The organism is Brachybacterium sp. ACRRE, from assembly GCF_022346485.1.
Classification (GTDB): domain Bacteria; phylum Actinomycetota; class Actinomycetes; order Actinomycetales; family Dermabacteraceae; genus Brachybacterium; species Brachybacterium halotolerans.
Genome location: NZ_JAKRMO010000023.1, coordinates 22,014 through 44,866 on the forward strand (window position 1 = coordinate 22,014; position 22,853 = coordinate 44,866).

19 protein-coding genes and 1 pseudogene are annotated in these 22,853 nt (G+C 70.6%); 10 read left to right on the top strand and 10 right to left on the bottom strand.

Going from position 1 to position 22,853, the window contains the following annotated elements:
* Window positions 1-34: 34 nt before the first annotated feature.
* Together MHY49_RS08595 and MHY49_RS08600 are read right to left on the bottom strand one after the other, a co-directional pair.
* The gene (locus tag MHY49_RS08595) at window positions 35-883 is read right to left on the bottom strand and encodes a sugar phosphate isomerase/epimerase (protein WP_228357028.1); all 849 of its coding nucleotides are present in this window, start codon (window positions 881-883) and stop codon (window positions 35-37) included.
* An 89-nt stretch (window positions 884-972) separates the two neighbouring features.
* On the bottom strand, window positions 973-1,440 hold the full coding sequence (locus tag MHY49_RS08600; RefSeq protein WP_239203599.1) for a MarR family winged helix-turn-helix transcriptional regulator: 468 nt from the start codon (window positions 1,438-1,440) through the stop codon (window positions 973-975).
* 110 nt (window positions 1,441-1,550) lie between these two features.
* On the opposite strand from MHY49_RS08600, the gene MHY49_RS08605 reads away from it, so the two are divergent.
* Window positions 1,551-3,014, top strand: coding sequence for an MFS transporter (locus tag MHY49_RS08605; protein ID WP_239203600.1), 1,464 nt, complete (start codon window positions 1,551-1,553; stop codon window positions 3,012-3,014).
* Here the strand turns inward: MHY49_RS08605 and MHY49_RS08610 are convergent.
* The 4 genes from MHY49_RS08610 to MHY49_RS08625 are packed head-to-tail and all read right to left on the bottom strand — an operon-like array spanning window position 2,982 to window position 5,463.
* Entirely contained in the window at window positions 2,982-3,602 is a 621-nt protein-coding gene (locus MHY49_RS08610) for a TIGR03086 family metal-binding protein (protein ID WP_239203601.1), read from the bottom strand. The genes MHY49_RS08605 and MHY49_RS08610 overlap by 33 nt on opposite strands.
* Window positions 3,599-4,108 (bottom strand): SRPBCC domain-containing protein, encoded by a 510-nt coding sequence (locus MHY49_RS08615; RefSeq protein WP_239203602.1) that lies wholly within the window; start codon window positions 4,106-4,108, stop codon window positions 3,599-3,601. Before MHY49_RS08615 ends, MHY49_RS08610 begins: the two co-directional genes overlap by 4 nt.
* Window positions 4,105-4,476 (bottom strand): helix-turn-helix transcriptional regulator, encoded by a 372-nt coding sequence (locus MHY49_RS08620; RefSeq protein ID WP_239203603.1) that lies wholly within the window; start codon window positions 4,474-4,476, stop codon window positions 4,105-4,107. The genes MHY49_RS08615 and MHY49_RS08620 overlap by 4 nt, the downstream gene beginning before the upstream one ends.
* Window positions 4,477-4,533: 57 nt before the next feature.
* Complete coding sequence (locus tag MHY49_RS08625) at window positions 4,534-5,463, bottom strand: alpha/beta fold hydrolase (protein WP_239203604.1); 930 nt, start codon at window positions 5,461-5,463, stop codon at window positions 4,534-4,536.
* A 53-nt stretch (window positions 5,464-5,516) separates the two neighbouring features.
* On the opposite strand from MHY49_RS08625, the gene MHY49_RS08630 reads away from it, so the two are divergent.
* Complete coding sequence (locus MHY49_RS08630) at window positions 5,517-5,885, top strand: MerR family transcriptional regulator (RefSeq protein WP_228357021.1); 369 nt, start codon at window positions 5,517-5,519, stop codon at window positions 5,883-5,885.
* A 103-nt stretch (window positions 5,886-5,988) separates the two neighbouring features.
* On the opposite strand, the pseudogene MHY49_RS08635 reads toward MHY49_RS08630, so the two are convergent.
* A pseudogene (locus MHY49_RS08635) lies at window positions 5,989-7,431 on the bottom strand (alpha-N-arabinofuranosidase); the annotation flags it as partial.
* A 157-nt stretch (window positions 7,432-7,588) separates the two neighbouring features.
* Between MHY49_RS08635 and MHY49_RS08640 the strand changes: the two are divergent.
* From MHY49_RS08640 to MHY49_RS08655, 4 genes are all read left to right on the top strand, one after another.
* Entirely contained in the window at window positions 7,589-8,650 is a 1,062-nt protein-coding gene (locus MHY49_RS08640) for a LacI family DNA-binding transcriptional regulator (RefSeq protein ID WP_200503530.1), read from the top strand.
* Between the two features lie 329 nt (window positions 8,651-8,979).
* The gene (locus MHY49_RS08645; RefSeq protein WP_239203606.1) at window positions 8,980-10,179 is read left to right on the top strand and encodes an extracellular solute-binding protein; all 1,200 of its coding nucleotides are present in this window, start codon (window positions 8,980-8,982) and stop codon (window positions 10,177-10,179) included.
* Window positions 10,180-10,198: 19 nt separating this feature from the next.
* Window positions 10,199-11,185 carry a carbohydrate ABC transporter permease gene (locus tag MHY49_RS08650; protein WP_239203607.1) on the top strand — a complete coding sequence of 329 codons (987 nt, stop codon included), beginning with the start codon at window positions 10,199-10,201 and terminating at the stop codon, window positions 11,183-11,185.
* A 3-nt stretch (window positions 11,186-11,188) separates the two neighbouring features.
* The gene (locus tag MHY49_RS08655; protein ID WP_239203608.1) at window positions 11,189-12,112 is read left to right on the top strand and encodes a carbohydrate ABC transporter permease; all 924 of its coding nucleotides are present in this window, start codon (window positions 11,189-11,191) and stop codon (window positions 12,110-12,112) included.
* 412 nt (window positions 12,113-12,524) lie between these two features.
* On the opposite strand, the gene mmsB is transcribed toward MHY49_RS08655, so the two are convergent.
* The 3 genes from mmsB to chvE all read right to left on the bottom strand — a co-directional run bounded on the left by mmsB (window position 12,525) and on the right by chvE (window position 16,618).
* Window positions 12,525-13,706, bottom strand: coding sequence for a multiple monosaccharide ABC transporter permease (gene mmsB / locus MHY49_RS08660; RefSeq protein ID WP_152354119.1), 1,182 nt, complete (start codon window positions 13,704-13,706; stop codon window positions 12,525-12,527).
* A 10-nt stretch (window positions 13,707-13,716) separates the two neighbouring features.
* Window positions 13,717-15,261, bottom strand: coding sequence for a multiple monosaccharide ABC transporter ATP-binding protein (gene mmsA, locus MHY49_RS08665; protein ID WP_239203609.1), 1,545 nt, complete (start codon window positions 15,259-15,261; stop codon window positions 13,717-13,719).
* Between the two features lie 187 nt (window positions 15,262-15,448).
* A complete protein-coding gene (chvE, locus tag MHY49_RS08670) occupies window positions 15,449-16,618 on the bottom strand; it encodes a multiple monosaccharide ABC transporter substrate-binding protein (protein WP_239203610.1) in 1,170 nt (389 codons plus the stop codon).
* A gap of 329 nt (window positions 16,619-16,947) precedes the next feature.
* Between chvE and MHY49_RS08675 the strand changes: the two genes are divergently transcribed.
* The 4 genes from MHY49_RS08675 to MHY49_RS08690 all read left to right on the top strand — a co-directional run bounded on the left by MHY49_RS08675 (window position 16,948) and on the right by MHY49_RS08690 (window position 22,817).
* A complete protein-coding gene (locus tag MHY49_RS08675; protein WP_239203611.1) occupies window positions 16,948-17,985 on the top strand; it encodes a LacI family DNA-binding transcriptional regulator in 1,038 nt (345 codons plus the stop codon).
* 116 nt (window positions 17,986-18,101) lie between these two features.
* Window positions 18,102-19,811 carry an FGGY-family carbohydrate kinase gene (locus tag MHY49_RS08680; protein ID WP_239203612.1) on the top strand — a complete coding sequence of 570 codons (1,710 nt, stop codon included), beginning with the start codon at window positions 18,102-18,104 and terminating at the stop codon, window positions 19,809-19,811.
* A gap of 125 nt (window positions 19,812-19,936) precedes the next feature.
* Complete coding sequence (locus tag MHY49_RS08685; protein ID WP_239203613.1) at window positions 19,937-20,680, top strand: L-ribulose-5-phosphate 4-epimerase; 744 nt, start codon at window positions 19,937-19,939, stop codon at window positions 20,678-20,680.
* A gap of 217 nt (window positions 20,681-20,897) precedes the next feature.
* A complete protein-coding gene (locus MHY49_RS08690) occupies window positions 20,898-22,817 on the top strand; it encodes a BCCT family transporter (protein WP_370646066.1) in 1,920 nt (639 codons plus the stop codon).
* The last annotated feature ends 36 nt before the right edge of the window (window positions 22,818-22,853 follow it).

Consider the following 22,853-nt stretch of genomic DNA (forward strand, 5'->3'; position numbering starts at 1 on the left):
CGTCAGTTGTTCCGCGCCGGGCCGGGCGCTGGCCTCACTCCCCCGCGATCGCGCGATCCAGGAGGCCAGAGATCTGCTCGAGCACCTCGTCGACGGGGCGCTCGGCGAGCTCCTTCATGAACGGCTCGATCTTCACGGGGCCCGAGTAGTCGGCCGCGCGCACGGCGCCCATGAAGCCGGGGACATCGATGACTCCGGTCGCGAAGGGCAGGCGTCGGTCGAGGTCCTGCTGCTCGTCGCGCTCGCGGTCGTCACGGGCGTCGTTGATGTCGACCGAGACGATGTCGGCATCGGTGAGGCCCTCGAGGTCCGAGACGTCCTCGCCGGCGGTGTACCAGTGATAGCTGTCGAGGATGAGGCCCACGTTGTCCGCGCCCGAATCGGCGATCAGCTCGCGGGCCTCGCGCAGCGAGTGGATGAAGGGGAAGCGCTCGGTGGACCAGAAGGTCTTCGGGCCGATGTACTCGAGGCCGATGCGCAGGCCGGCGTCGGCCAGCAGGTCGGCGACCAGCGCGAGGCGCCCGGCGTGCAGACGCCAGTTGCGGCGGTGGTCGAGCTCGTCGTGCATCGGCCGCATCCAGGTGCCCACGCGCGTGACGCCGGCGGCGGTGAGCAGGTCCAGGCTCTCCGGGAGGTCGACCAGGGCGCGGCGGAACTCCTCGGCCGGAGCATCGAGCGGCACGGGCAGCCCCGTCATGCCCCACTCCAGTCCGCGCTCGCGCACGGAGTCGGCGAACTCGCGGACGGCTGCGGTGCTGCCCAGCGAGCGGAAGTGTCCGAGATCGGGGTCGACGCCGCCGAAGCCGTGCTTCGCGGCGAGGTCGACGGCGGTGGGCAGGTCGAGGTCCAGGCCGAGTGCTCCGGCGGAGAGGTTCGAGAACATTCCCCGAGCCTAGGCGCGTTCTCTTCCCACGTGGGGAATTCCCGAGCGATGTCCATCTGCTGGGACTCCCAGGGATGCGCCCGATCAGGTCAGGAGGCCTCGTCCCCGGGGGCGAGAGATCCGTAGGCGTCGACGAATCGCTCCAGGAGCTCCAGCAGCCGCGAGGAGTCGGCCTCCCCCAGCGTGCGCAGGGCGGCCTCGTACCCCTGGAGCGAGACGGCGACGTCCTTCTCGAAGACATCCCTGCCGGCCTGCGTGCTCACGACATGGAAGGCGGAGCCCGCTGCGGGGCGCGTCTTCTCGAGGAGCCCGTCGGCCACGGCCGCGTTCACCTGGCGGTTCACCGTCGACTGCTCGAGGCCGAGCTCGCGAGCGATCTCCTTGAGCGTGCGCGGCGACCCGTCCGTGAACAGCCAGAGGATCCGCAGGTCGGCGGTCCCCAGGCGCATGTTCTGCTGATGGCTGCGACGGAAGCGCTCGAGCCTCGCGTACTGGCCGGCCAGGCGCCTGCCGCCCTCGACGTCCATCGTCGGATCGTCGCCCTCGTGCGCGGTCATCTCGTTCCTCTCATCACCCGGGATGGGCTTCCCGTCGAGCAGTGTGTAGTCTACATAGGATCGCTTGTGTAACTTACACATCGCTTCGCGCACCTCTCCGGAAGGCCCTGATGACACCGACACCAGACGTCGCCCCACCCCGTGCCGCCGCTCGTCGCCCGGCACTGATCCTCGCCGTGGCGGGCTTCTCGAGCCTCAGCGCCTCGCTCATGCAGTCGCTCGTGATCCCCATCCAGCCCGAGCTGCCCACCATGCTCGACACCTCGGCCGCCAACGCGGCGTGGGTCGTCACCGCGACGCTGCTGGCCGGCGGCGTGGCCATGCCCGTCTCGGGCCGGCTCGCCGACCTCAAGGGCCGCAAGCCCGTGCTCCTCGCCTCCGCCGCCCTCCTGCTCATCGGCTCGCTGGTCTGCGCCCTCGGCGACTCCCTCGCCCCCGTCCTCGTGGGGCGCGTGCTGCAGGGCCTCGCGATGGGGTACATCCCCGTCGCCATCAGCTTCGTCCGCGAGGTGATGCCCGCCCATCTGCGCAACGCGGCCGTGGCCGGCATCAGCGCGACGCTCGGCGTCGGAGGCGCCCTGGGTCTTCCGATCTCGGCGTGGATCGCCCAGTCCTACGACTGGCACGCCCTCTTCTGGGTGGCCAGCGCCCTCGCCGCCATCATGGTGATCGCCACCGCAGCGGCCCTCCCCCATCGGCCCGCCGCGGCCTCCGGGCGCCTCGACGTGCTCGGCGCGCTCGGCATGGCTGTCGGCGTCGTCGGAGTGCTGGTGGGCGTGTCCAAGGGCAGCAGCTGGGGCTGGACGAGCCCGGCGACCCTCGGCACCATCCTCGGCGGCCTGCTGGTCCTCCTCCTCTGGGGCCGCTTCGAGCTGCGTCGCACCAGCCCGCTGGTGGATCTGCGCACCACCGCCCGTCGGCCGATCCTGCTCACGAACATCGCGGCGGTGCTCGCCGGATTCGGGATGATGGCGCAGTCGATCGTGATGCCCCAGCTGCTCCAGGCGCCGGACGCGACCGGCTACGGCCTGCACCAGACGATGCTGCAGGCGGGGCTCTGGATGGCGCCGGCGGGCCTGATGATGCTCGCCTTCACCCCGATCTCGAGCCGCATGCTGGACCGCCTGGGCGGGCGAGTCACCCTGGCGATCGGCATGATCGTGCTCGCCTCCGGGTACGTCCTCGCGTTCTTCCTCACCGGTGCGCCGTGGCAGCTCATGCTCGCCTCCTGCGTGTCCTCCGCCGGCGTGGGCATCGCCTACGCGGCCATGCCCACGCTGATCATGGAGAACGCCCCCGAGGCGGAGGCAGGGGCGGGCGTCGGGCTGAACTCGCTCATGCGCTCGATGGGCACCACGAGCGCCGGGGCGGTGATGGCGATCGTGCTCACCTCGGTCACCATGCCGCTCGGCAGCGCGGCGATCCCCACGCTGGACGCCTTCCGCCTGTGCTTCGCGCTCGGCGCGGTCGCGGGGCTCGCGGCCGCCGGCGTCACGCTGTGCATCTCGCGCCGTCCGTCGTCGCCCACCCCCACCCCGCAGTCAGCTCCCGAGGCCGAGCCGGCCCTGCCCTGAGCCCGTCGGCGGCGCCCAGCGCGGATCGCGGCCGAGGAAGGCGAAGAGCCGCTCCTGCTCGCTCGCGCCCTCGGGGACGGGCTGCTGCTCGCCGAACTGGCCCGTCGGCCGCAGATACTCCTCCATGGCACTCATGCCGGTGAGCGCCGCGTGGACCATGTCGGGATCGAGGCGGTCGTCCTGGCCGCTCGAGCGCGCGAGGTCCCAGGTGTGGAAGAAGACGTCCCCGGTGAAGATCTCGTCGATCACGGCGCCGACCGGACGGTCCTGCCCCGTGTGGCGATTCGCGTGGGAGCGCGCGGAGACCTCGGGGTCGGCGAGGATCCTGCGGATCTGCTCGTCGAGGTGCGTCCAGGCGCGGGCCGGGTCCTCCTCGGCCGACGGCCCTGGCGCGAAGCGCACGTCGGAGCCGTCCTCGATGACCGCGGGCAGCCAGTTCACCAGGTGGTCGACGACGTCGCGCGCCCGCCACTCGGCCACGGGCGTGGGCGCGTCCCAGTCGGCCGTGCCGCGCACGGTCGCGGTGAAACGGTCGGCGATGGCCCCGTACTTCTCGGCGGGCGGGAGCTGCGGGAGGGGCGCGGTCAACGCTGCTCGCCCCGCTCGGTCAGGAGCGCGTCGAGGGCCTCGTACCCCTGCTGCACGCCCGTCTCCATGTCGCTCGCGAGCATCTGCTCGCGGGAGGCGAAGGAGTCGAAGAGCGAGCATCCGTGCAGGCGGGTGAGGCCGTCGCCGATGTCTTCGACGCGGACGGTCTCGAGGGTCACGGCCTCGGGCCAGGCGTCGTAGGTGAAGGTCTGGACGATGCGGTCGGGGAGCACGTCGTGGAAGCTGCCGTGGAAGGAGTACGACTCCCCCTCGGGGTCGGCGGTGCGGAAGGCCGTGTAGGCCCAGGCGCCGCCGGTGGTCGCGTCCCAGCGGGTGATGCGGGTGGTGAGGTCGTGCGGGCCGATCCAGCGGGCGAAGAGCTCGGGGTCGGTGTGGGCGCGCAGCACCTGCTGGGGCGATGCGCGGAAGTCGCGCTCGATGCGCACGACGGGCAGGTCGGGGTCGGCGCTCATGCGTGCGGTGGTCAGGGGTGCGTCGGGACTCATGGCTGGTCCTCCTCGGAGGGTGTGTGCGTCGGGGTGGCGGGTGGGGCGGTCACGGGATCGGCCAGCACGTCCTCGAGGCGGGACATGCGCGCTTCGGCCGCGCGTCGATGCCGGTCGATCCATCCGGTCAGCTCGCCCAGGGCCTCGGCGTCGAGGCGGACGGGGCGGCGCTGCGCGTCGCGGCTGCGGGTCACCAGACCCGCTCTCTCGAGGACCGCGATGTGCTTGCTGACGGCCTGCAGGGACATGTCGTAGGGGGCGGCGAGGTCGCCGACGGCGGCGTCGCCGAGGGCGAGCCGAGAGACCAGGTCGCGCCGGGTGGGGTCGGCGAGGGCGGCGAAGGCCCTCGTCAGTTCATCGTCGTCCATCACGTCCTTCGTCAACCGGTGGGTTGAGGACGACGGTACGCCGGTCGGCGCCCGTGATCAACCCCTCGGTTGAACACAGACGTCGGGGCCCGCGGAGGACTCGAGCCGCGCGAGCCACTGCCGCACCGTGTCCCCGACGGCGCGCGATGCTTCGAGGGGCGCCAGGTGCCCGACGCCCGGCAGGAGGCGGGGCGTCGGCCTCCCGGGCAGCGCCGCCGACAGCCTGGCCGCCTGCTCGACGGGGATCCAGGGGTCCTCCTCGCCCCAGCCGATCGCGACCGGGCAGCGCACCGAGCCCAGGCTGCGCGCGATCGGTCGGGTGTGGGCCGGCGTGAGCGCCGCGATCTGGCGGTAGAAGCCGGACCTCCCCTCGGGCGTCGTCCAAGGGTCCACCAGCTGCTCGAGCACCCGGGCGTCGAGCGGGGCGCCCGCCGCGCCGGAGATGTACTCGCGCACGAGCGCACGGTGCAGCTGCGGCGGCAGCGCGGCGAAGACGTCGGCGTTCTCCGCGACCAGCCGGAAGAACGGCGATCCCCAGGGCTCGAGCACCACCGGGTCCCAGAGCATCAGCGAGGCGAGGTCCTGGCCGTGCAGGAGGTGGGCGCCCAGCGCCACTGCGCCGCCGATGTCGTGGGCGACCACGTGCGGGCGCTCGATCCCGAGCACGTCGAGCAGGCGGGGAAGCCGGCCCATCTGCGTCGCGAGGTCCACCGGGACCTGCGGCCCCATCTCGGAGCGGCCGTACCCCGGCATGTCCCACAGGAGCACCCGGCGATCCGCGGCCAGGGTCGCCGCGACATGGGCCCAGACCCGCGCCGACCAGGGAGTTCCATGGCACAGCACGACGTCCCGGCCCGTCGGCCGCACCGACGTCCGCCCCGTCGGCCCGCCCACCGCCGACTCGAGGAGCCAGGTGGCCGTGCGGATGCCGTCGAGATCGACCATGGCGGGCGCGGGCAGCGCCAGGGGGTGCGTCTTCGTCTCCATGCCCGGGACGCTAGGGCTTCAGGTCGACCTGAGGTCAATGCCAGGATGGCCCGATGAGGATCGGGGACGCCGCGCGGCTGATCGGGGTGCCGGCCCACGTGCTGCGGCACTGGGACGACATGGGCGTGGTCTCGCCCTCGCGCACGGCCTCGGGCCACCGCGAGTACGACGAGGAGCAGGTGCGACGCCTGCGCGTGCTGCGCGCATGCCAGGAGGTGGGGCTCTCGCTCGCGGAGATCCGCCTCGTGCTGCACCGCGACGAGGCGGGGCGCGCGCAGGTGATCGAGGAGCGCCTCTCGCGCATCCGCGCCCAGCGCGAGCGCCTCGCGGACGCGGAGTCCTTCCTCGAGCACGTGCGCACCTGCCGGCACGACCTGCTCACCCGCTGCCCCGCCTGCAGTCGGTTCGCCGACGAGGGCTGAGGGCGCCGACCGGTCAGTCCCGGTGCAGCCGCACGAGGCTCCAGGAGATCGCGGGCAGCGCGCCGGACAGCCGGCCGCCCTCGACCCGGATCGAGTCGTTGGCCTGCGGCGTCACCGTGTCCGGTGCGTCCTGGGTGTTCGCGGCGTAGGGGTCCTCGTGGTGGAGGGTGAGCGCCTCGACGAGGGAGAGGCCGCCGAAGTCCGCGAGGTCCACGGCGAGGTCGAGCTCGCGCTCGGGATCGCGGTTCACGACGAACAGGGTCAGGTCCCCGGCCCTCTCGTCCCAGGTGGCGACGGCGTCGGCCGCGCTCGAGGTGCCGAAGCGCTCGTTGGCGAAGGTCGGGGCCTCGATGCGCACGTCGAGCACCTCGCCGGCGGCGTGGCGGGCGGTGAGCGCGAAGGGATGGAAGGTGGTCTGGCGCCAGGCCGCCCCGCCGGGCGCGGTCATGATCGGGGCGATCACGTTGACGAGCTGTGCGAGGGAGGCCGAGGCGACGCGGTCGCTGTGGCGCAGCAGGGAGATCAGCAGGCTGCCCACGACCACGGCGTCCATCGCGTTGTAGGTGTCCTCGAGCAGCACGGGCGCGACGGGCCAGTCGTCGCCCTCGGGCGGGCGGGACTCGGCGCGGTGCTGGTACCAGACGTTCCACTCGTCGAAGCTGACCATGATGCGCTTCTCGGCCTTGAGCTCGGCGCGCACGTGGTCGGCAGTCGCGACGACGGCGTCGATGAAGTGGTCCATGTCGTCGGCCGAAGCGAGGAAGGAGGCCTGGTCGCCGTCCTTCTCGGCGTAGTAGGCGTGGGCGGAGACCATGTCCACGAGGTCGTAGGCCTCGGCGAGGACAGTCGCCTCCCAGGCGCCGAAGGTGGGCATCTGCGAGCTCGAGGACCCGCAGACGACGAGCTCGAGCCCCGGGTCCTCCTGGCGCATGGCGCGCGCGGTCTCGGCGGCGGTGCGGGCGTACTCCTGGGCGGTCTTGTGGCCGGTCTGCCAGGGGCCGTCCATCTCGTTGCCCAGGCACCACATGCGGATCCCGTAGGGCTCGGGGTGGCCGTGGGCCGCGCGCGCGTCGGAGAGCGCGATGCCCTGCGGCGCATTGGCGTATTGCAGCACGTCGAGCGCCTCGGGGACGCCGCGGGTGCCCAGGTTCACCGCGTACATCGGCTCGACGCCGGCGCGCTCGGCCCAGGCCATGAACTCGTCGAGGCCGACGGTGTTCGGCTCCGTCGAGTGCCACGCGAGGTCGTGGCGCGCGGGCCTCTCCTCGACGGGGCCGACGCCGTCCTCCCACCGGTACCCGGAGACGAAGTTGCCGCCCGGGTAGCGGACGCTGGTGACGCCCAGCTCGCGCGTGAGGTCGAGGACGTCGGTGCGGAAGCCCGCCTCGTCGGCCGCGGGGTGGTCGGGCTCGAAGATGCCGCCGTAGACGCAGCGGCCCAGGTGCTCGACGAAGGCCCCGAAGGTGCGCGGGCGCACGGGCGCGACCCGGAAGGCGGGGTGCAGGGCGAGGGTGACGGTGCGGGTCATCGCGGCGGGGCCTTTCATCGTCTACAACGTTGCAGACGATCTCACCACGGCCCCCGTCGGCCGTCAAGAAGTTCCCCGCCGCCGCTGCCTCGTGGGGGCGCGATGTCTCGGTGACCCTGCGACCGCCCCAGGCAAGCGGCTTCCCGCGGCACCCCGCGGTGGCACAATCAGCCGCATGCCACCGTCCACCCGCCGCGCACGGCGCCGACCGCCCACGCTGCGCGACGTCGCCGAGATCGCGGACGTCTCCATCAAGACGGTGTCCAACGTCGTCCACGACTACCCGCACGTGCGGGAGTCCACCCGCACCCGCGTGCAGGAGGCGATCGCGGCGACGGGCTACCGGCCCCAGCTCGCCGCCCAGCAGCTGCGCACCGGCGCGAGCGGCATCGTCACCCTCGCGGTCCCCTCGCTGAACTTCAGCTACTTCTCGAACCTCGCGCAGACCTTCATCGACGAGGCGCAGGGCCGGGGCCGCACCGTCGTCCTGCACACCACCTCCGCGGGTCGCGACGAGGAGATCGAGGTGCTGCGCGGCTTCCGGCGGCGGCTGGGCGACGGCGTCATCTTCAACCCCATGCAGGTGGGCGAGGACTACCTCGCGCAGATGGAGCACGTGGACCAGCCCACCGTGTTCATCGGCGAGCACCTCTCCGACGCGCACCTGCCGCCCGGCTCCGACTACGTCCGGATCGACAACACGCGAGCGACCGCCGACGCCACCGCCCACCTGCTCGAGCGGGGCCGGCGCCGGCTCGCCTTCGTGGGCGCCATGGAGACCACGGACCCCGCGCCCCACAGCTCCTCGGGCCTGCGCATCGAGGGCTTCCGCCAGGCCCTGTGGCGCCACGACCTCGACCCCGCGCGGGCGCCGATCGAGGAGGTCGCGGACTGGCATCGGGCCGACGGGCGCGAGGCCGCGCACCGCCTGCTGGACGCGCATCCGCACCTCGACGGCCTGGTGTGCGGCAACGACGAGATCGCCCTCGGCGCGCTCGCCGGCCTGCGCGACCGCGGCCGCACCGTCCCGGGCGACGTCGCGGTGGTCGGCTACGACGACAGTCCCGAGGCGCTCTTCGCCCATCCTCCGCTCACGACCATCCGCCCGGACAAGCAGTTCCTGGTCAAGGCCGCTCTCGACATGCTCATCGAGCGGATCAACGGCTACGAGGGGGCTCCGCGCACGATCACCGCGCCGCACGAGCTCGTGGTCCGCGGGAGCACGCCGGAGGGCTGAGGGGGCGGTCGGCCTCGCGACGGCCGCGCATCTCCGCCTGCATGGCACAGGTGCCTTGCACCTGGTCGCAGCGCGTGTATTCTCAACGTTGCAAAGATGCTCTGGATCACGTTCTCGGCGCGATCCCGTACCACGACGGAGTGATGCCCATGCGCCCACGCACATCTCCGAAGCACCCCACCGGTGCATCCCGGACGCGCACGAAGTCCGTGAGCCGCCGGGCGCTCCTCGGAGTCGGTGGTGCGCTTACGCTCGCCGGGCCGCTCTCAGCCTGCTCCTCTCCGGTCGCGTCAGGATTCTTCGGCAGCCAACTGGACCCCTCGACGCTGGTGTACTGGAACCTGTTCGCGGGCGGCGACGGCGGGCGCATGCAGGACATGGAGAAGGTCTACGAGAAGGCGCACGGCGGACCGTCATCGCTCCAGGCCACGACGTTCTCCTGGGGCAACCCCTACTACTCGAAGGTCACGCTCGCGACCGAGGGCAACCAGCCGCCCGACGTCGCCGCCGCTCACCTGACCCGAGCGAAACCCCTGTTCGATGGCGGGATCCTGGAACCGGTCACCACCGAAGACCTGGCGAGCGTCGGACTAAGCGCCGAGGACTTCAACGAGAAGGCCTGGAAGGCTCAGGTCACGGACGGCAGGGCGATCGCGATCCCCCTGGATACGCACCCCTTCGTCATGTTCTTCAATCAGGAAGTCCTGCAGAAGGCGGATCTTCTCGAGAAGGACGGGACGATCACCGACCTGACCGGCGTCGACACGTTCGAGTCTGCTCTCGAGGAGATCAGCGGCGTCACCGGCGGGGCCGCCCTGGCGGTTGCGAACGTGAGCGAGACGGCCACGCCCTGGCGCCTGTTCTGGTCCCTCTACAACCAGTACGAGGACGCGACGCCGTTCCTGTCCGACGGTGGGGCTTCGATCACCGTGGACGAGGCGATCTTCGAGGACATCACCTCCCGGATCCAGAAGTGGGTCGACAAGGGGTGGCTCACGCGCGGCATCGACTACCCGGGCTCCCAGACCTCGATGTACACCGGCAAGGTCGGCATCTATCTGCAGGGCGAGTGGGAGATCAGTACCGCGCAGGACGTCGAAGGGCTGAAGTTCGGCATGGCGCCGATTCCTCGGCTCTTCGACCGCAAGGCTGCGCACGCCGATTCTCACTGCTTCGTGCTCCCTCGGAAGGAGCGCACCCCGGAGCAGCGCAAGCAGGCCATGACCTTCATCAAGACCATGCTCGAGGAGTCGATGACCTGGGCACAGGGCGGCCACGTCCCGGCCTACGTGCCCACGTTCGAGAGCGCCGAGTACAAGAAGCTCAGGCCTCAGTCCGACTACGCCCCTGCCGCCGAGTACGCCGTGTACGACGATCCCGCCTGGTACGGCGGCTCGGGCTCGACGTTCGAGGAGACGGTCGGAGCGCAGCTCGCCCAGATCCAACTGGGAGCCATCTCCCCGAAGCAGGGGCTCGACGCCATCCGAGGCCAGCTCCAGGTCTACCTCGACACCCCCAGCCCGCTGTGAGCCGAAGGGATCACCACAGATGAGCACAGCTTCCATCGACAGCCCCGGCCGCACTGCCCCGGGGTCGTCCGCCACGACGGACGCCGCGCCTGCTCGCTCGCGTCGCTCGTCCGGCAGCGCATCCGACAGACACTCCGGGGGTGCGTGGCTCTTCCTCGCACCGTTCGGGCTGTTCTATCTGGCATTCCTGCTCGGGCCGACCATCTGGATGTTCGTCGCGAGCTTCTTCAACACCTCGCTGGTGCACAAGGGCCTCGGCGATTTCGCAGGTCTCGACAACTACGCCGAGATGTTCTCCCGTGCGGACTTCTGGTCATCGCTGTGGCACACCCTGCAGTTCACCCTGTACACCGTGCCGCCGCTGGTGATCCTCGCGTTCGTCTTCGCGGTCCTCACCAATCGTCTCCGACGGGGCCAGTGGTTCTTCCGCCTGGCGTTCTTCCTGCCGTTCATCCTTCCCTCGGCGACGATCTCCATGGTCTGGATGTTCATCTTCACGCCGGAGACCGGGCTCTTCGCGAGCATCCAGTCGCTGCTGGGGATCGATCCGGGTGCCGGGATCCTGGCGAGCCCGCGCACGGCCATGATCGGTGTGGCGATCGCGACCGTGTGGTGGACGATCGGCTTCAACTTCATCCTGTACATGGCCGGTCTCCAGGACATCCCGCGCGAGCTGTACGAGGCCGCTGCGGTGGATGGAGCGACGACGTGGCAGCAGATTCGCCATGTGACTCTTCCGCTGCTCCGCCGCACCACCACCCTTGTGATCCTGCTGCAGATCATCGCGAGCCTGAAGGTCTTCGACCAGGTCTACCTGATGACGGGCGGCGGACCCGGCATCTCCACCCAGGTCACCCTGGGGCTCGTCACCGGCACGGCCTTCACCGACAACCGCATCGGCGCCGCGTCGGCCGCCTCGGTCCTGCTGTTCGTCATCATCATCGTCATCGCCGTGATCCGTGAGCTCGTCGAGCGCGCGGCGGCCCGTCGCGATCAGGAGGCCTGAGCCATGAGCGCCACCACCACGAGCCCTCGCCGCGCGTCCCGCGTACGGAACGGGATCAGCGCCGCCGCTCCCCCGGCCCGACCGACAGGCGCCGGCGCAGGCATCAGCGGCCGCACCTTCACGATCGTCACCTGGATCGTGCTCACGCTCTTCGCCCTGATGTGGCTGGCGCCGAGCCTGTTCGCCTTGAAGACCTCGCTGTCGGAGAACGGGACGGCGGCACTCGGCGCGGGTGAGATCCTCTCGAACTGGTATCCGACGCTCCATTCCTACGCGACGCTGTTCCAAGCCGGAGACATCTGGAACTGGTACATCGCCAGCGCGATCACCGGGATCATCACGACGGTGCTGACGGTCCTCTTCTCCGCCATGGCCGCGTTCGCCCTCTCGCGGCTGCGCTTCCGCGGGCGCTCCACCGTGATGCTGATGATCCTGCTCGGCATCATGATCCCCAGCCAGGTGCTCATCGTGCCGATCTTCGAGATGCTGGGCGCCGCGAACCTGCTGAACACCTACTGGGCCGTGATCTTCCCGCAGGTTCCAGCGGTGATCTCGGTGTTCATCTTCAAGCAGTTCTTCGACGGCATCCCCCGCGAGCTCGAGGAGGCCGCGCGCATCGACGGCGCCGGGCTGTGGAAGATCTTCTGGTCGATCATCATGCCCCTCTCGCGCCCTGTGATCTCCGCGGTCGCGATCCTCACCTTCGTAGGCGTGTGGAACAACCTGCTGCTGCCGCTGTTCGTCCTCACCAACCCGAACCTCATGACCATCCCCGTCGGACTCGCGACGGTGCAGGGCAGCTTCGGGCAGCGGTACGCCGACATCCAGGCCGGCGCGATCCTCGCCGCCCTCCCCCTGGTACTGCTCTACCTCGTCTTCCAGCGCCGGATCGTCGAGGGCGTCGCGGGGACCGGACTGAAGGGTTAGCGGGCGGCTCCGGGGCGGCGGGCTGAGGCTCCTCGGTGCCCACACAGACACACGGGTGCACGGCACACGGGCACACGGGCACGAATATTTGAGGATGGCGAACCACCCAGCGCTTCGGTGGTTCGCCATCCTCATATCTTTGCCCAGCGGGTCGCTCCGACGTGCTCGGCTGAGGGCATCGAGGAGGTGTGATGTGCCGTGCCACCCAGGAGCTCCTCGACGAGCAAGGATCCGGCCCGATCACCCAGAGGACCCCCGGCGCAGGCCGACCACGCGGCCGCATGGGCGTGAGAAGTACGAAACCGTTGCCATGAGCACTCTTGGCAACGGTTTCGTACTTCTCACGCTCCACGGGCGGCCGACGACGGCCGACGGCGGCAGCGACGGGCGTCGGCAGCGAAGGGCGGCGCCCTCACCCCTCGGCGCCGGCGCGCTTCTTGTTGTAGACGTCGAAGGCGACGGCGAGGATCAGCACCACGCCGCGCACGATCGACTGGGTGGACTGGCCGATGCCCATGATCTGCATGCCGTTGGACATGACCGCCATGATCAGGCCGCCGATGATCGCGCCCTGCACCTTGCCCACACCGCCGCTGACGGCGGCTCCGCCGATGAACGCGGCCGCGATCGCGTCGAGCTCGAACATGTTGCCCGCCCCCGGCTGCGCCGAGTTCGAGCGGGCCGAGTAGACGATGCCGGCGATCGCGGAGAGCAGGCCCATGTTCACGAACAGCATCATGTTCACCAGGCGCGTCTTCACACCGGAGAGGCGTGCGGCCTGCAGGTTCCCGCCCATGGCGTAGACGTGCCGGCCGAAGACGGTCTGCTGGCTGACGAACGAGTAGATGAGGATCAGCGCGGCGAGCAGGATCAGCACCACGGGGAGGCCTCGGGCGTTGGCGATCTGCCAGGCGAAGGCCATCACGATGACGGCGACGACCGCGACCTTGACCGCGAAGATCCACAGCGCCTCGACGCTCTGGTCGTAGCGCAGCTTCGCGAGGCGCGCCCGCCACTGCTGGAGCGCGAACACGATCACCACGGCGGCCGCGACGACCAGCGTGAACACGTCGTACCCGGGCCCGCCGAAGAGGCCGTTGAGGAAGCCGCCGGCGATCTTCTGGTAGGCCTCGGGGAACGGCGAGAGGGACACGTTGCCCAGGGTCTGCATGGTCATTCCGCGGAATATGAGCATGCCCGCGAGGGTCACGATGAACGCCGGGATCCCGACGATCGCGACCCAGAATCCCTGCCACAGCCCCACCAGGATGCCGACGCCCAGGGCCGCGAGGATCCCCAGCCACCACGGGAGCCCGTGCTGGATGACGACCACGGCGGCGACCGAGCCGGTGAACGCGACGACCGAGCCGACCGAGAGGTCGATGTGCCCGGCGACGATGATGAGCACCATCCCGATCGCGAGGATCAGGATGTAGGAGTACTGCAGGATCAGGTTCGTGAGGTTGCCCGGGCTCAGCAGCGCGCCGCGGGTGAGCACCGTGAACAGCAGCACGATGAACACGAACGCGATGTAGATGCCGCTCTGGCGGACGTTCCTGGTGAGCAGGTCCTTGATATCGGAGGTTCCGGCCATCGGTGGTCCCTCACTCCCTCTCCATGGTCATGAGCTCCATCAGGTGCTCCTGCGTGGCGTCCGCGGCGCTCACCTCTCCGGTGATGCGACCGGCGGACAGTGTGTAGATGCGATCGGCGAGCCCCATCACCTCGGGCAGCTCGGAGGAGATCACGACGATCGCCTTCCCCTGCTCGGCGAGCTCGTTGATCAGCGTGTAGATCTCGTACTTCGCGCCGACGTCGACGCCGCGGGTGGGCTCGTCAAGGATCAGCACGTCGGGCTCGGTGAACAGCCACTTGCTGAGCGCGACCTTCTGCTGGTTGCCGCCGGAGAGCTGGCCGACGCGCGAGAGCACCGTCGGCGTCTTGATGTTCAGCGACTTCCGGTAGCGCTCGGCGACGGAGATCTCCTGATTGCCGTCGATCCAGCCCGTGCGGGAGACCTTGCCCAGCGCCGCGGCACTGATGTTGCGCCGCACGTCCTGGATGAGGTTCAGCCCGTAGCGCTTGCGGTCCTCGCTGACGTACGCGATGCCGCTGCCGATCGCGTCGGCCACGCCGCGCACGTTCGCGGGACGCCCGTGCATGAACACCTTCCCGCTGATCTCGCGCCCGTAGGAGCGGCCGAACACGCTCATCGCGAGCTCGGTGCGGCCGGCGCCCATGAGGCCGGCGATGCCGACGACCTCTCCGGCGCGCGCGGTGAGCGAGACGCCGTCGACGAGGGTGCGGTCGGGCTGGGTCGGGTGGGTGACGTGCCAGTCCTCGATGCGCAGCACCTCCTCGCCGATCTCGACGCTGCGCTCGGGGAACATGCTGTCCATGTCCCGCCCGACCATCCCCTTGATGATGCGAGGGATGAGGGCGCGGCCCGTCGCTCCGCCGCCGTGCATGTCGATGGTCTCGATGGTCGAGCCGTCGCGGATGACGGTGGTGGTGTCGGCGATCTCGGCGATCTCCCCGAGCTTGTGGGAGATGATGATCGAGGTGACGCCCTGCTCGTCGCGCAGACCGCGGATGAGGCCGAGCAGGTGCTCGGAGTCGTCGTCGTTGAGCGCGGCGGTGGGCTCGTCGAGGATCAGCAGGCTCACGTTCTTCGAGAGCGCCTTGGCGATCTCGACGAGCTGCTGCTTGCCGACGCCGAGCTGTCCGACAGGTGTCACCGGGTTCTCGTCGAGGCCCACGCGGCGCAGCAGCCTGAGCGCCTCCGCGTTCGTCTCGCCCCAGCTGATGACGCCCCCGCGGGAGCGCTCGTTGCCCAGGAAGATGTTCTCAGCGATTGTCAGGTGCGGCACCAGGGCGAGCTCCTGGTGGATGATCACGATCCCCTCGGCCTCGGAGTCGTTGATCGAGTGGAAGCTCATGGGGCGGCCGCGGAAGTGGATCTCCCCGTCGTAGGTGCCGGCGGGCTCGACGCCCGAGAGCACCTTCATGAGCGTGGACTTCCCGGCGCCGTTCTCCCCGCAGATACCGTGGATCTCGCCCTCGCGCACGCTCAGGGAGACGTCCTTCAGGGCTGTGACGCCGGGGAAGCGCTTGGTGATGGAGCGCATGTCGAGGATGCTGTCGTTCATCGGGCCCTCCTTCGGGCTGGGGCGCAGGTGCGTGCGCCGCGGGCGCGGGCGCTTGCGTCGCGGGCGCAGGTGCATCCGGCACGGGCGCGCGCGGCGAGCGGGTCGACCGCGCGGGCATGGGTGGGGGCGTCGGCCGCAGTGAGGGACCGCTGGTCCCGCGGCCGACGCCGATTCGTCCCGAGCACGCTCAGGCCTGGCCCTTCTCGACCTGCTCCTCCGTGTAGTAGCCGGAGTCGACGAGGATCTTCTCGTAGTTGGACTCGAGCACCATCTCGACCGGCAGCAGGTAGGAGGGGACGACCTTCGAGCCGTTGTCGTAGGTCTTGGTGTCGTTCGCCTCCGGCTCCTTGCCCTCGAGGTACGCCTTCGCGGCGACAACGGCCTGGTCGGCGAGCTTGCGGGTGTCCTTGAAGATCGTCGAGAACTGCACGCCGTCGGCGATCAGCTTGATCGAGGCGATCTCGGCGTCCTGGCCGGTGATGATCGGCAGGCCGTCCTTGATGGTGTCGCCGCGGCCGTCGTTCTGCAGGGCGTTGATGATGCCGCGCGAGAGCGGGTCCGCCGGGGCGAGGACGCCGTCGAGCTTCTTGTCGCCCTTGTAGTGCGTGGTCAGCAGGTTCTCCATGCGCTTCTGCGCGGTCTCCTGCTCCCAGCGCTGGATGGCGCACTGGTCGATGTCGGTCTGCTTGGAGGGCACCTCGAGCACGCCGTCGTCCATGTACGGCTGCAGGGTGTCGATCGCGCCCTTCCAGAACAGGTGGGCGTTGTTGTCGTCGAGCGAGCCGGCGAACAGCTCGATGTTCAGCGGGCCCCTCGGGGCGTCGGAGGCCTTCTTGAACTTCTCGTCGAGCGGACCGAGCCCGAAGAGCAGGGAGTTCGCCTGGGTGACGCCCACCTTGTAGTTGTCGAAGGTGACGTAGAAGTCGACGTTCTCGCTGTTGGTCAGCAGGCGGTCGTAGGAGATCACGGGGATCCCGGCGGCCTTCGCGGCGTCGAGCTGGCTGGTCAGGGCCGAGCCGTCGATCGAGGCGATGATCAGGGCGGCGACGCCCTGGGTGACCATCTGGTCGATCTGCTGGGACTGAGTGGGGATGTCGTCGTCGGCGTACTGGAGGGTGACCTTGTAGCCCTCCTTCTCGAGGGACTTCTTGATGTTCGCGCCGTCCTGGACCCAGCGCTCGTAGGTCTGGGTGGGCATGGCCACGCCGATGGTCTGGTCCTTGGGGTCGGCCTCGGTGTCGGGGCCGGAGGATCCGGCGCCGCCGCCGGAGCAGGCCGCGAGGGCGGCGATCGCGCCGAGGGAGCCGGCGCCGGCGAGGAAGGTGCGCCTGCTGGGAACGGGAAGGCTGCTGGTCATGGTGTCTCCTCTTCGAAACGGTGCCCGCGTCGGCGACCCGCGCACGCTGCGCGGGCGTCGGGGACAGGGGCGGCGGGCGGATGGGCCGGCAGCGGTGCCGGCGGCATCGGATCCATGCGCTGTGGCGTGGAGCACCATGGATGATAACGTTCACATCCTCTCCGGGCGCAAGCATTTACGTGGCCCGCGAGGTCACGGAATCGCAACGTTCACATCGGTGTGGGCGACGGATGGGCGACCCAGATGGCCACCGCCGTGTCGCCGTATCCTTCGAAACACCCTGCACTCCCCTCCAGCGACCCTCTCCCGCCGACATCCACGGAGCTCCCATGCCGACGACCTCGCGCCGACCCTCGATGCTCGATGTCGCGGCGCGCGCCGGGGTCTCGTACCAGACGGTCTCCCGGGTGCTCAACGAGCCCGCGATCGTGCGCCCGGAGACCCGCGACCGCGTGCTCGAGGCGATCGTGGCGCTCGGGTACGCGCGCAATCGTGCGGCCCGGGCGCTGAAGACCACCCGCTCGGCCCTCGTCGGCGTGCTGTCGGACGGCTCGTCGCTGTTCGGCCCCGCGGAGACGACCGCGGCGATCGAGCGGGCCGCGCGCGAGGCCGGCTACTCGACCCTTCTCACCACCGTCGCCCCGGGTGAGCCGCATGCGCAGGTCGCCTCGGACCTCGTCGGGTCCGGGGTCGACGGGATCATCGTGGTCGCCGGGCACGACGGCATGACGCCCGTGGCCGAGGTCGCGGCCCGCACCACACCCGTGCTCTCGGTGTCCTCCGGGCCCCTGGACGCGACGGGCGTCGAGGTCGTCGGCGTGGACCAGGCGAGCGGTGCCCGCGCGGTCATCACGCACCTGGCCGACCAGGGCATGCGGCGGATCGTGCACGTCCCCGGCCCCGTCGACTGGTTCGATGCGCGCGCCCGGCGCCGCGGCACCGAGGAGACGCTCGCGGAGGTCGGGGCCGACGGCGAGTTCACGGATCCCGGCGACTGGTCCGCGCGATCGGGCTACCGGATCGGCACGAAGCTCGCCGCACGAGCGCTCCCCGACGCGATCTTCGCCGCGAACGACCTGATGGCGATCGGGATTCTGCGCGCCCTGGGCGAGCGCGGCATCGAGGTGCCCCGCGACGTCGCCCTCGTGGGCTTCGACGACATCGAGGGCGCCACCTACTCCACGCCCTCGCTCACCTCCGTCGCCCAGCCCTTCGCGCAGCTCGGCCGAGCGGCGATGCACCGGCTGCTCGCGCGGCTCGAGGACGGGGCAGGCGCAGAGAACGGCACGGCCGACCTCTCGGCCGACTCCTCGGCCGCGCTCGCGCCGGAGCTCGTCGTCCGGGAGTCGAGTCTTCGACCCCTCTGAACCGCGCACCCACCCCTCGGACGGACGCTCGCGCCGCCGCTCCTGGGAGGTCGGAATCTTCCGCCGCGTCCGATGTGCACGTTGCCGACCCCGGGTGCGCCTGATCGAATAGGGCCATGACCCACGATGATGTGACCGCTCCCCGCCCCGATGCCGCCGACCTCATCTCCCAGGGGCGCGCGCACCTGGGGATCGAGCTGGGCTCGACACGGATCAAGGCGGCCCTCATCGACGATGCGGGGGCCGTGCTCGCGACCGGCTCCTTCGCCTGGGAGAACACGCTCGCCGACGACAGCTGGACCTACCCGATGGACGAGGTCTGGGAGGGGCTCGCCACGTGCTTCGCGGACCTCGCCGACGCCGTGCGCACGCACTACGACGTGCCGCTCACCCGCCTGGCGTCCCTGGGCATCTCCGCGATGATGCACGGCTACATCGCCCTGGACGCGGACGGCGAGCTGCTCGCCCCGTTCCGCACCTGGCGCAACACCTATACCTCCGACGCCGCGTCCCTGCTCTCGGAGACTTTCGGCCAGAACATCCCGCTGCGCTGGTCCGTCTCCCATCTCCTGCACGCCGTGCTCGGCGGCGAGGATCACGTGGGGAGCATCGCCGCGATCACCACGCTCTCCGGCCTCGTCCACCGCCGCCTCACCGGACGCTCCGTGCTGGGCGTGGGCGACGCCAGCGGCATGTTCCCGATCTCCTCCGCGGGCGGCGCACCGGACTACGACCGCGAGCTCCTCGGGCGCTTCACCGGCCTCGACGCCGTCGCGGACGTCCCCTGGGAACTCGCCGACCTGCTCCCCGAGGTGCTCGTGGCCGGGCAGGACGCCGGGACGCTCACCGAGGAGGGCGCGCGACTGCTCGATCCGTCGGGCGCCCTCGAGGCGGGCGCCCTCACCGCCCCGCCCGAGGGGGACGCCGGCACGGGGATGGTCGCGACGCAGGCGATCGCACCGCGCACGGGCAACGTGAGCGCCGGGACCAGCGCGTTCGCGATGGTCGTGCTCGAGCGTCCGCTCGCGACGCCCCGCGAGGAGATCGACATGGTCACGACGCCCTCGGGCGATCCGGTCGCGATGATCCACACGAACAACTGCACGGGAGATCTCGACCAGTGGCTCGGCGTGTTCGCGCAGTTCGCGCAGCTGCTCGGGCAGGACGTGGACACCGAGGACCTGTATGCACGCCTCTTCGAGGCGGGCGCCGCGGGCGATGCGGACGCGGGCGGCGTGCTGTCCTTCAACTACCTCTCGGGAGAGCACCAGACGGGCGTCGACTCCGGCCGGCCGCTGCTCGTGCGCACCCAGCAGGCGAGCTTCACGCTCGAGAACCTCATGCGCGCGCAGCTGCACGGGGCCTTCGGCGCCCTGGCCGTGGGCATGGAGGTGCTCCTCGAGGAGGAGAAGGTGGGGCTCGACGTCATGTACGCCCACGGCGGCATCTTCCGCACGAAGGGCGTGGCCCAGCAGGTCCTCGCCGACGCCCTGCGCACGCCGGTCGCCCTCGGCGCGTCGGCCGGCGAGGGCGGCGCCTGGGGCATGGCGCTGCTCGCCGCGCACACGGCGCAGCTCGCCGAGGGGAGGACCAGCCGGGCCGCATCGGACGGGGCGGCGCGGGGTGGAACGGAGGCGGCGCCGGACCGAGCCGACGGGGCGACCACGGAGGCGCTGCGCCGCTTCCTGGCCGACGAGGTCTTCGCCTCCCAGGAGGTCACGACACTCGAGCCGACCGACGAGGGCGCGCAGGGCTACGCCGACTGGCTGCGCGGCTACCGCGCGGCGCTGCCCGTGGAGCGCCTCGCCGGGGAGTCGATCGACTGAGGGCGGCAGGGGCGCCTCTTTCGCGCCGCTCGCGCGCGACGCGCGGTCCTGCCTTGCGCGGGTCGTCGCCGGACCCGTAATGTGAACGTTGCCATGACGATGTGGCCGCACGTCGAAGGAGCCCCATGACCCTCGTCCTCACCGAGCTCCCCGAGGCCGTCCAGGAGGCGGTCGCGCGGACCCGCGAGCGCGTCGCCGCGCTGCACGCGGAGCTCCCGCGCAACGGCCTGGTCGTCTGGACCGCCGGGAACGTGTCCGAGCGCGTGCCCCGCCCGTCGGCCGGCGTGCCGTCGGCCGATGCCCCGGACGCCCCGGAGCTGTTCGTCATCAAGCCCTCCGGCGTCTCCTACGACGACCTCTCCCCCGAGACCATGGTCGTGTGCACGCTCGACGGGGAGAAGATCGCCGACGGCACGCCCGCGGCGCTCTCCCCCTCCTCCGACACCGCCGCCCACGCCTACGTGTACCGCCACATGGGTGAGGTGGGCGGGGTGGTGCATACCCATTCGACCTATGCGACCGCCTGGGCGGCACGCGGCGAGGAGATCCCCTGCGTGCTCACGATGATGGCCGACGAGTTCGGCGGGCCGATCCCCGTGGGCCCGCTCGCCGTGATCGGCGACGACTCGATCGGCCAGGGCATCGTCGAGACCCTGCGCGACTCGCGCTCGCGCGCCGTGCTCATGCGGAACCACGGCCCGTTCACCATCGGGCGCGACGCCCGCGACGCGGTGAAGGCCGCCGTCATGTGCGAGGAGGTCGCGCGCACCGTGCACGTCTCCCGCCAGCTCGGCGAGCCGCTGGAGGTCCCCGAGGCGCTCGTCGACTCCCTCTTCGAGCGCTACCAGAACGTCTACGGGCAGCGCTGAGCCCCCGTTGTCGGCACGGCCGGCGACCGAACGGCACGGCAGCCGACTATGAGGTCCGTAACCCCGTCGCCGTGCCGCTCCGCACCGAACTCCCGCGCGAACAGGAGCGATGCACCTCCGCTGCTCCCGTGCACGAGACCGGGCAGGCCCTTCGCCCCTTGAAAGAAGCCTGGGAAGGACCGACGCTGGAGGTTCGGCCGACGACGTCCGATGTCCGATGCACGACCCGCCCGCCTTCGTCGAAGGGAACTGCTTGAGCTCGCCCATCCCGCCCGAAGCCGCCACCGCGGCCCCCGACACCCCGACCTCCTCGCACGACCGTCCTGCAGCCTGGCCCGAGGACCTCCCCACCACCGTCCACCTGCCCGAGCACCTGCAGATCGACGAGCGCGACAGCGACGACGAGATCACCCAGAAGCTGCGCCGGCAGGGCGCGCGCATCGGCCGCGGCACCATCGCCCCCGCCGTCTTCTGGCCCTCCCTGATCGTGATCCTCGCGGTCGCCGTGGGCACCGTGATCGCCCCCGGCGTCTCCAGCACCGTGTTCCAGGGCGTCCAGAACTGGATCGTGGCCACCCTGGGCTGGTACTACATGCTGATCATCGGCCTCTTCGTGGCGTTCTCGGCGATCATCGCGCTGAGCCGCTTCGGCCGGATCCGCCTGGGCCGGGACGAGGACCGACCCGAGTTCTCGACCCTCTCGTGGTTCGCGATGCTGTTCGCCGCGGGCATGGGCATCGGCCTGGTCTTCTACGGCGTCGCCGAGCCCCTGGGCTACACCACCACCAATGTGAAGCCCGGATGGGACGGCGAGGGCGTGGAGCTCTCCGGCCTGGCCATGGCGCAGACCTTCCTGCACTGGGGCCTGCACCCCTGGGCCTGCTACGCCGTGATCGGCCTGGCCCTCGCCTACGCCGTGCACCGTCGCGGCCGCCCCGTGTCGATCCGGTGGGCGCTCGAGCCGATCTTCGGCGAGCGCGTCAAGGGCTGGGTCGGCGACGTCATCGACGTCCTCGCGATCTTCGGCACCGTCTTCGGCATCGCCACCTCGCTGGGCCTGGGCGTCCAGCAGATCTCCGCCGGCATGCAGGCCATCGGCCTCATCGGCGACGTCAGCAACTGGCTGCTCGTGGCGCTGATCGTCGTCATCTCGCTGCTCGCCATGATGTCCGTGGTCAGCGGCGTCGGCGCGGGCATCAAGTGGCTCTCGAACATCAACCTCTCGCTCGCCGGCCTGCTGATGATCGTGGCGCTGCTGTTCGGGCCCACCGTCTTCCTGCTCCAGAACTTCGTCGAGTCCCTGGGCGTCTACTTCGCCAACGTCTTCCACATGACCCTCGACGTGGGCGCCTACCAGCGCTCCGAGAAGGCGCAGACCTGGTGGTCCGGCGCCACCCTGTTCTACTGGGGCTGGTGGATCGCCTGGGCGCCGTTCGTGGGCGTGTTCATCGCCCGCATCTCCCGCGGCCGCACGGTGCGCGAGTTCATCGCCGGCGTGCTGCTGGTGCCCTCCGTGGTCGGCATGGTCTGGTTCTCGATCTGGGGCGGCAGCGGCCTGTACCGCCAGTGGTTCGGCGCAGGCGACCTCGGCGACATCACGGCCGAGGAGTCGCTGTTCCGCATCCTCGAGGACCTTCCGCTCAGCGGCATCCTCTCGGTGCTGGGCATCCTGCTGGTCGCGATCTTCTTCATCACCTCCTCGGACTCCGGGTCCCTCGTGGTCGACATGCTCGCCTCGGGCGGTCACCCGAACCCGCCGATGTGGTCGCGCATCCTGTGGGCCGCCCTCTCGGGCTTCCTCGCCGCCGCGCTGCTGCTCTCGGGCGGGCTGGAGTCCCTGCAGGCGGGTTCGCTGGCCACGGCGCTGCCGTTCAGCGTGATCCTGCTGCTCATGTGCGTGGCGCTGGTCAAGGCGCTGCGCCTGGACTCGGCGGTCGTCGAGGCGCACGAGCTCAGCGCCCGCCTCGAGCGCGTGACCGAGCACGTCACCGGGTCGCTCCCGGAGAACGAGCAGCTGGGCAGCTTCGTCGACGACCGGATCGACTACCGGCTCTCGGCGACCCGCGGCGCCCTCGACAGAGGGCAGCGGGGCGGACGCGGCTCCGCCCGCCCCGGCTCGAAGCGCCGCGAGGACTGACCCCTCGACATCTCGGGCCAAGAGGAGGCCGTCGCC

Excerpts from the sequence above, each read along its gene's own strand:
- MHY49_RS08680 (WP_239203612.1), top strand. The coding sequence starts at position 18,102 with ATGACCCACGATGATGTGACCGCTCCCCGCCCCGATGCCGCCGACCTC.
- MHY49_RS08675 (WP_239203611.1), top strand. The coding sequence starts at position 16,948 with ATGCCGACGACCTCGCGCCGACCCTCGATGCTCGATGTCGCGGCGCGC.
- MHY49_RS08630 (WP_228357021.1), top strand. The coding sequence starts at position 5,517 with ATGAGGATCGGGGACGCCGCGCGGCTGATCGGGGTGCCGGCCCACGTG.
- MHY49_RS08655 (WP_239203608.1), top strand. The coding sequence starts at position 11,189 with ATGAGCGCCACCACCACGAGCCCTCGCCGCGCGTCCCGCGTACGGAAC.
- MHY49_RS08640 (WP_200503530.1), top strand. The coding sequence starts at position 7,589 with ATGCCACCGTCCACCCGCCGCGCACGGCGCCGACCGCCCACGCTGCGC.
- MHY49_RS08620 (WP_239203603.1), bottom strand. The coding sequence starts at position 4,476 with ATGGACGACGATGAACTGACGAGGGCCTTCGCCGCCCTCGCCGACCCC.
- MHY49_RS08625 (WP_239203604.1), bottom strand. The coding sequence starts at position 5,463 with ATGGAGACGAAGACGCACCCCCTGGCGCTGCCCGCGCCCGCCATGGTC.
- MHY49_RS08605 (WP_239203600.1), top strand. The coding sequence starts at position 1,551 with ATGACACCGACACCAGACGTCGCCCCACCCCGTGCCGCCGCTCGTCGC.
- MHY49_RS08650 (WP_239203607.1), top strand. The coding sequence starts at position 10,199 with ATGAGCACAGCTTCCATCGACAGCCCCGGCCGCACTGCCCCGGGGTCG.
- MHY49_RS08690 (WP_370646066.1), top strand. The coding sequence starts at position 20,898 with ATGCACGACCCGCCCGCCTTCGTCGAAGGGAACTGCTTGAGCTCGCCC.
- MHY49_RS08615 (WP_239203602.1), bottom strand. The coding sequence starts at position 4,108 with ATGAGTCCCGACGCACCCCTGACCACCGCACGCATGAGCGCCGACCCC.
- MHY49_RS08685 (WP_239203613.1), top strand. The coding sequence starts at position 19,937 with ATGACCCTCGTCCTCACCGAGCTCCCCGAGGCCGTCCAGGAGGCGGTC.
- MHY49_RS08600 (WP_239203599.1), bottom strand. The coding sequence starts at position 1,440 with ATGACCGCGCACGAGGGCGACGATCCGACGATGGACGTCGAGGGCGGC.
- mmsA (WP_239203609.1), bottom strand. The coding sequence starts at position 15,261 with ATGAACGACAGCATCCTCGACATGCGCTCCATCACCAAGCGCTTCCCC.
- mmsB (WP_152354119.1), bottom strand. The coding sequence starts at position 13,706 with ATGGCCGGAACCTCCGATATCAAGGACCTGCTCACCAGGAACGTCCGC.
- chvE (WP_239203610.1), bottom strand. The coding sequence starts at position 16,618 with ATGACCAGCAGCCTTCCCGTTCCCAGCAGGCGCACCTTCCTCGCCGGC.
- MHY49_RS08595 (WP_228357028.1), bottom strand. The coding sequence starts at position 883 with ATGTTCTCGAACCTCTCCGCCGGAGCACTCGGCCTGGACCTCGACCTG.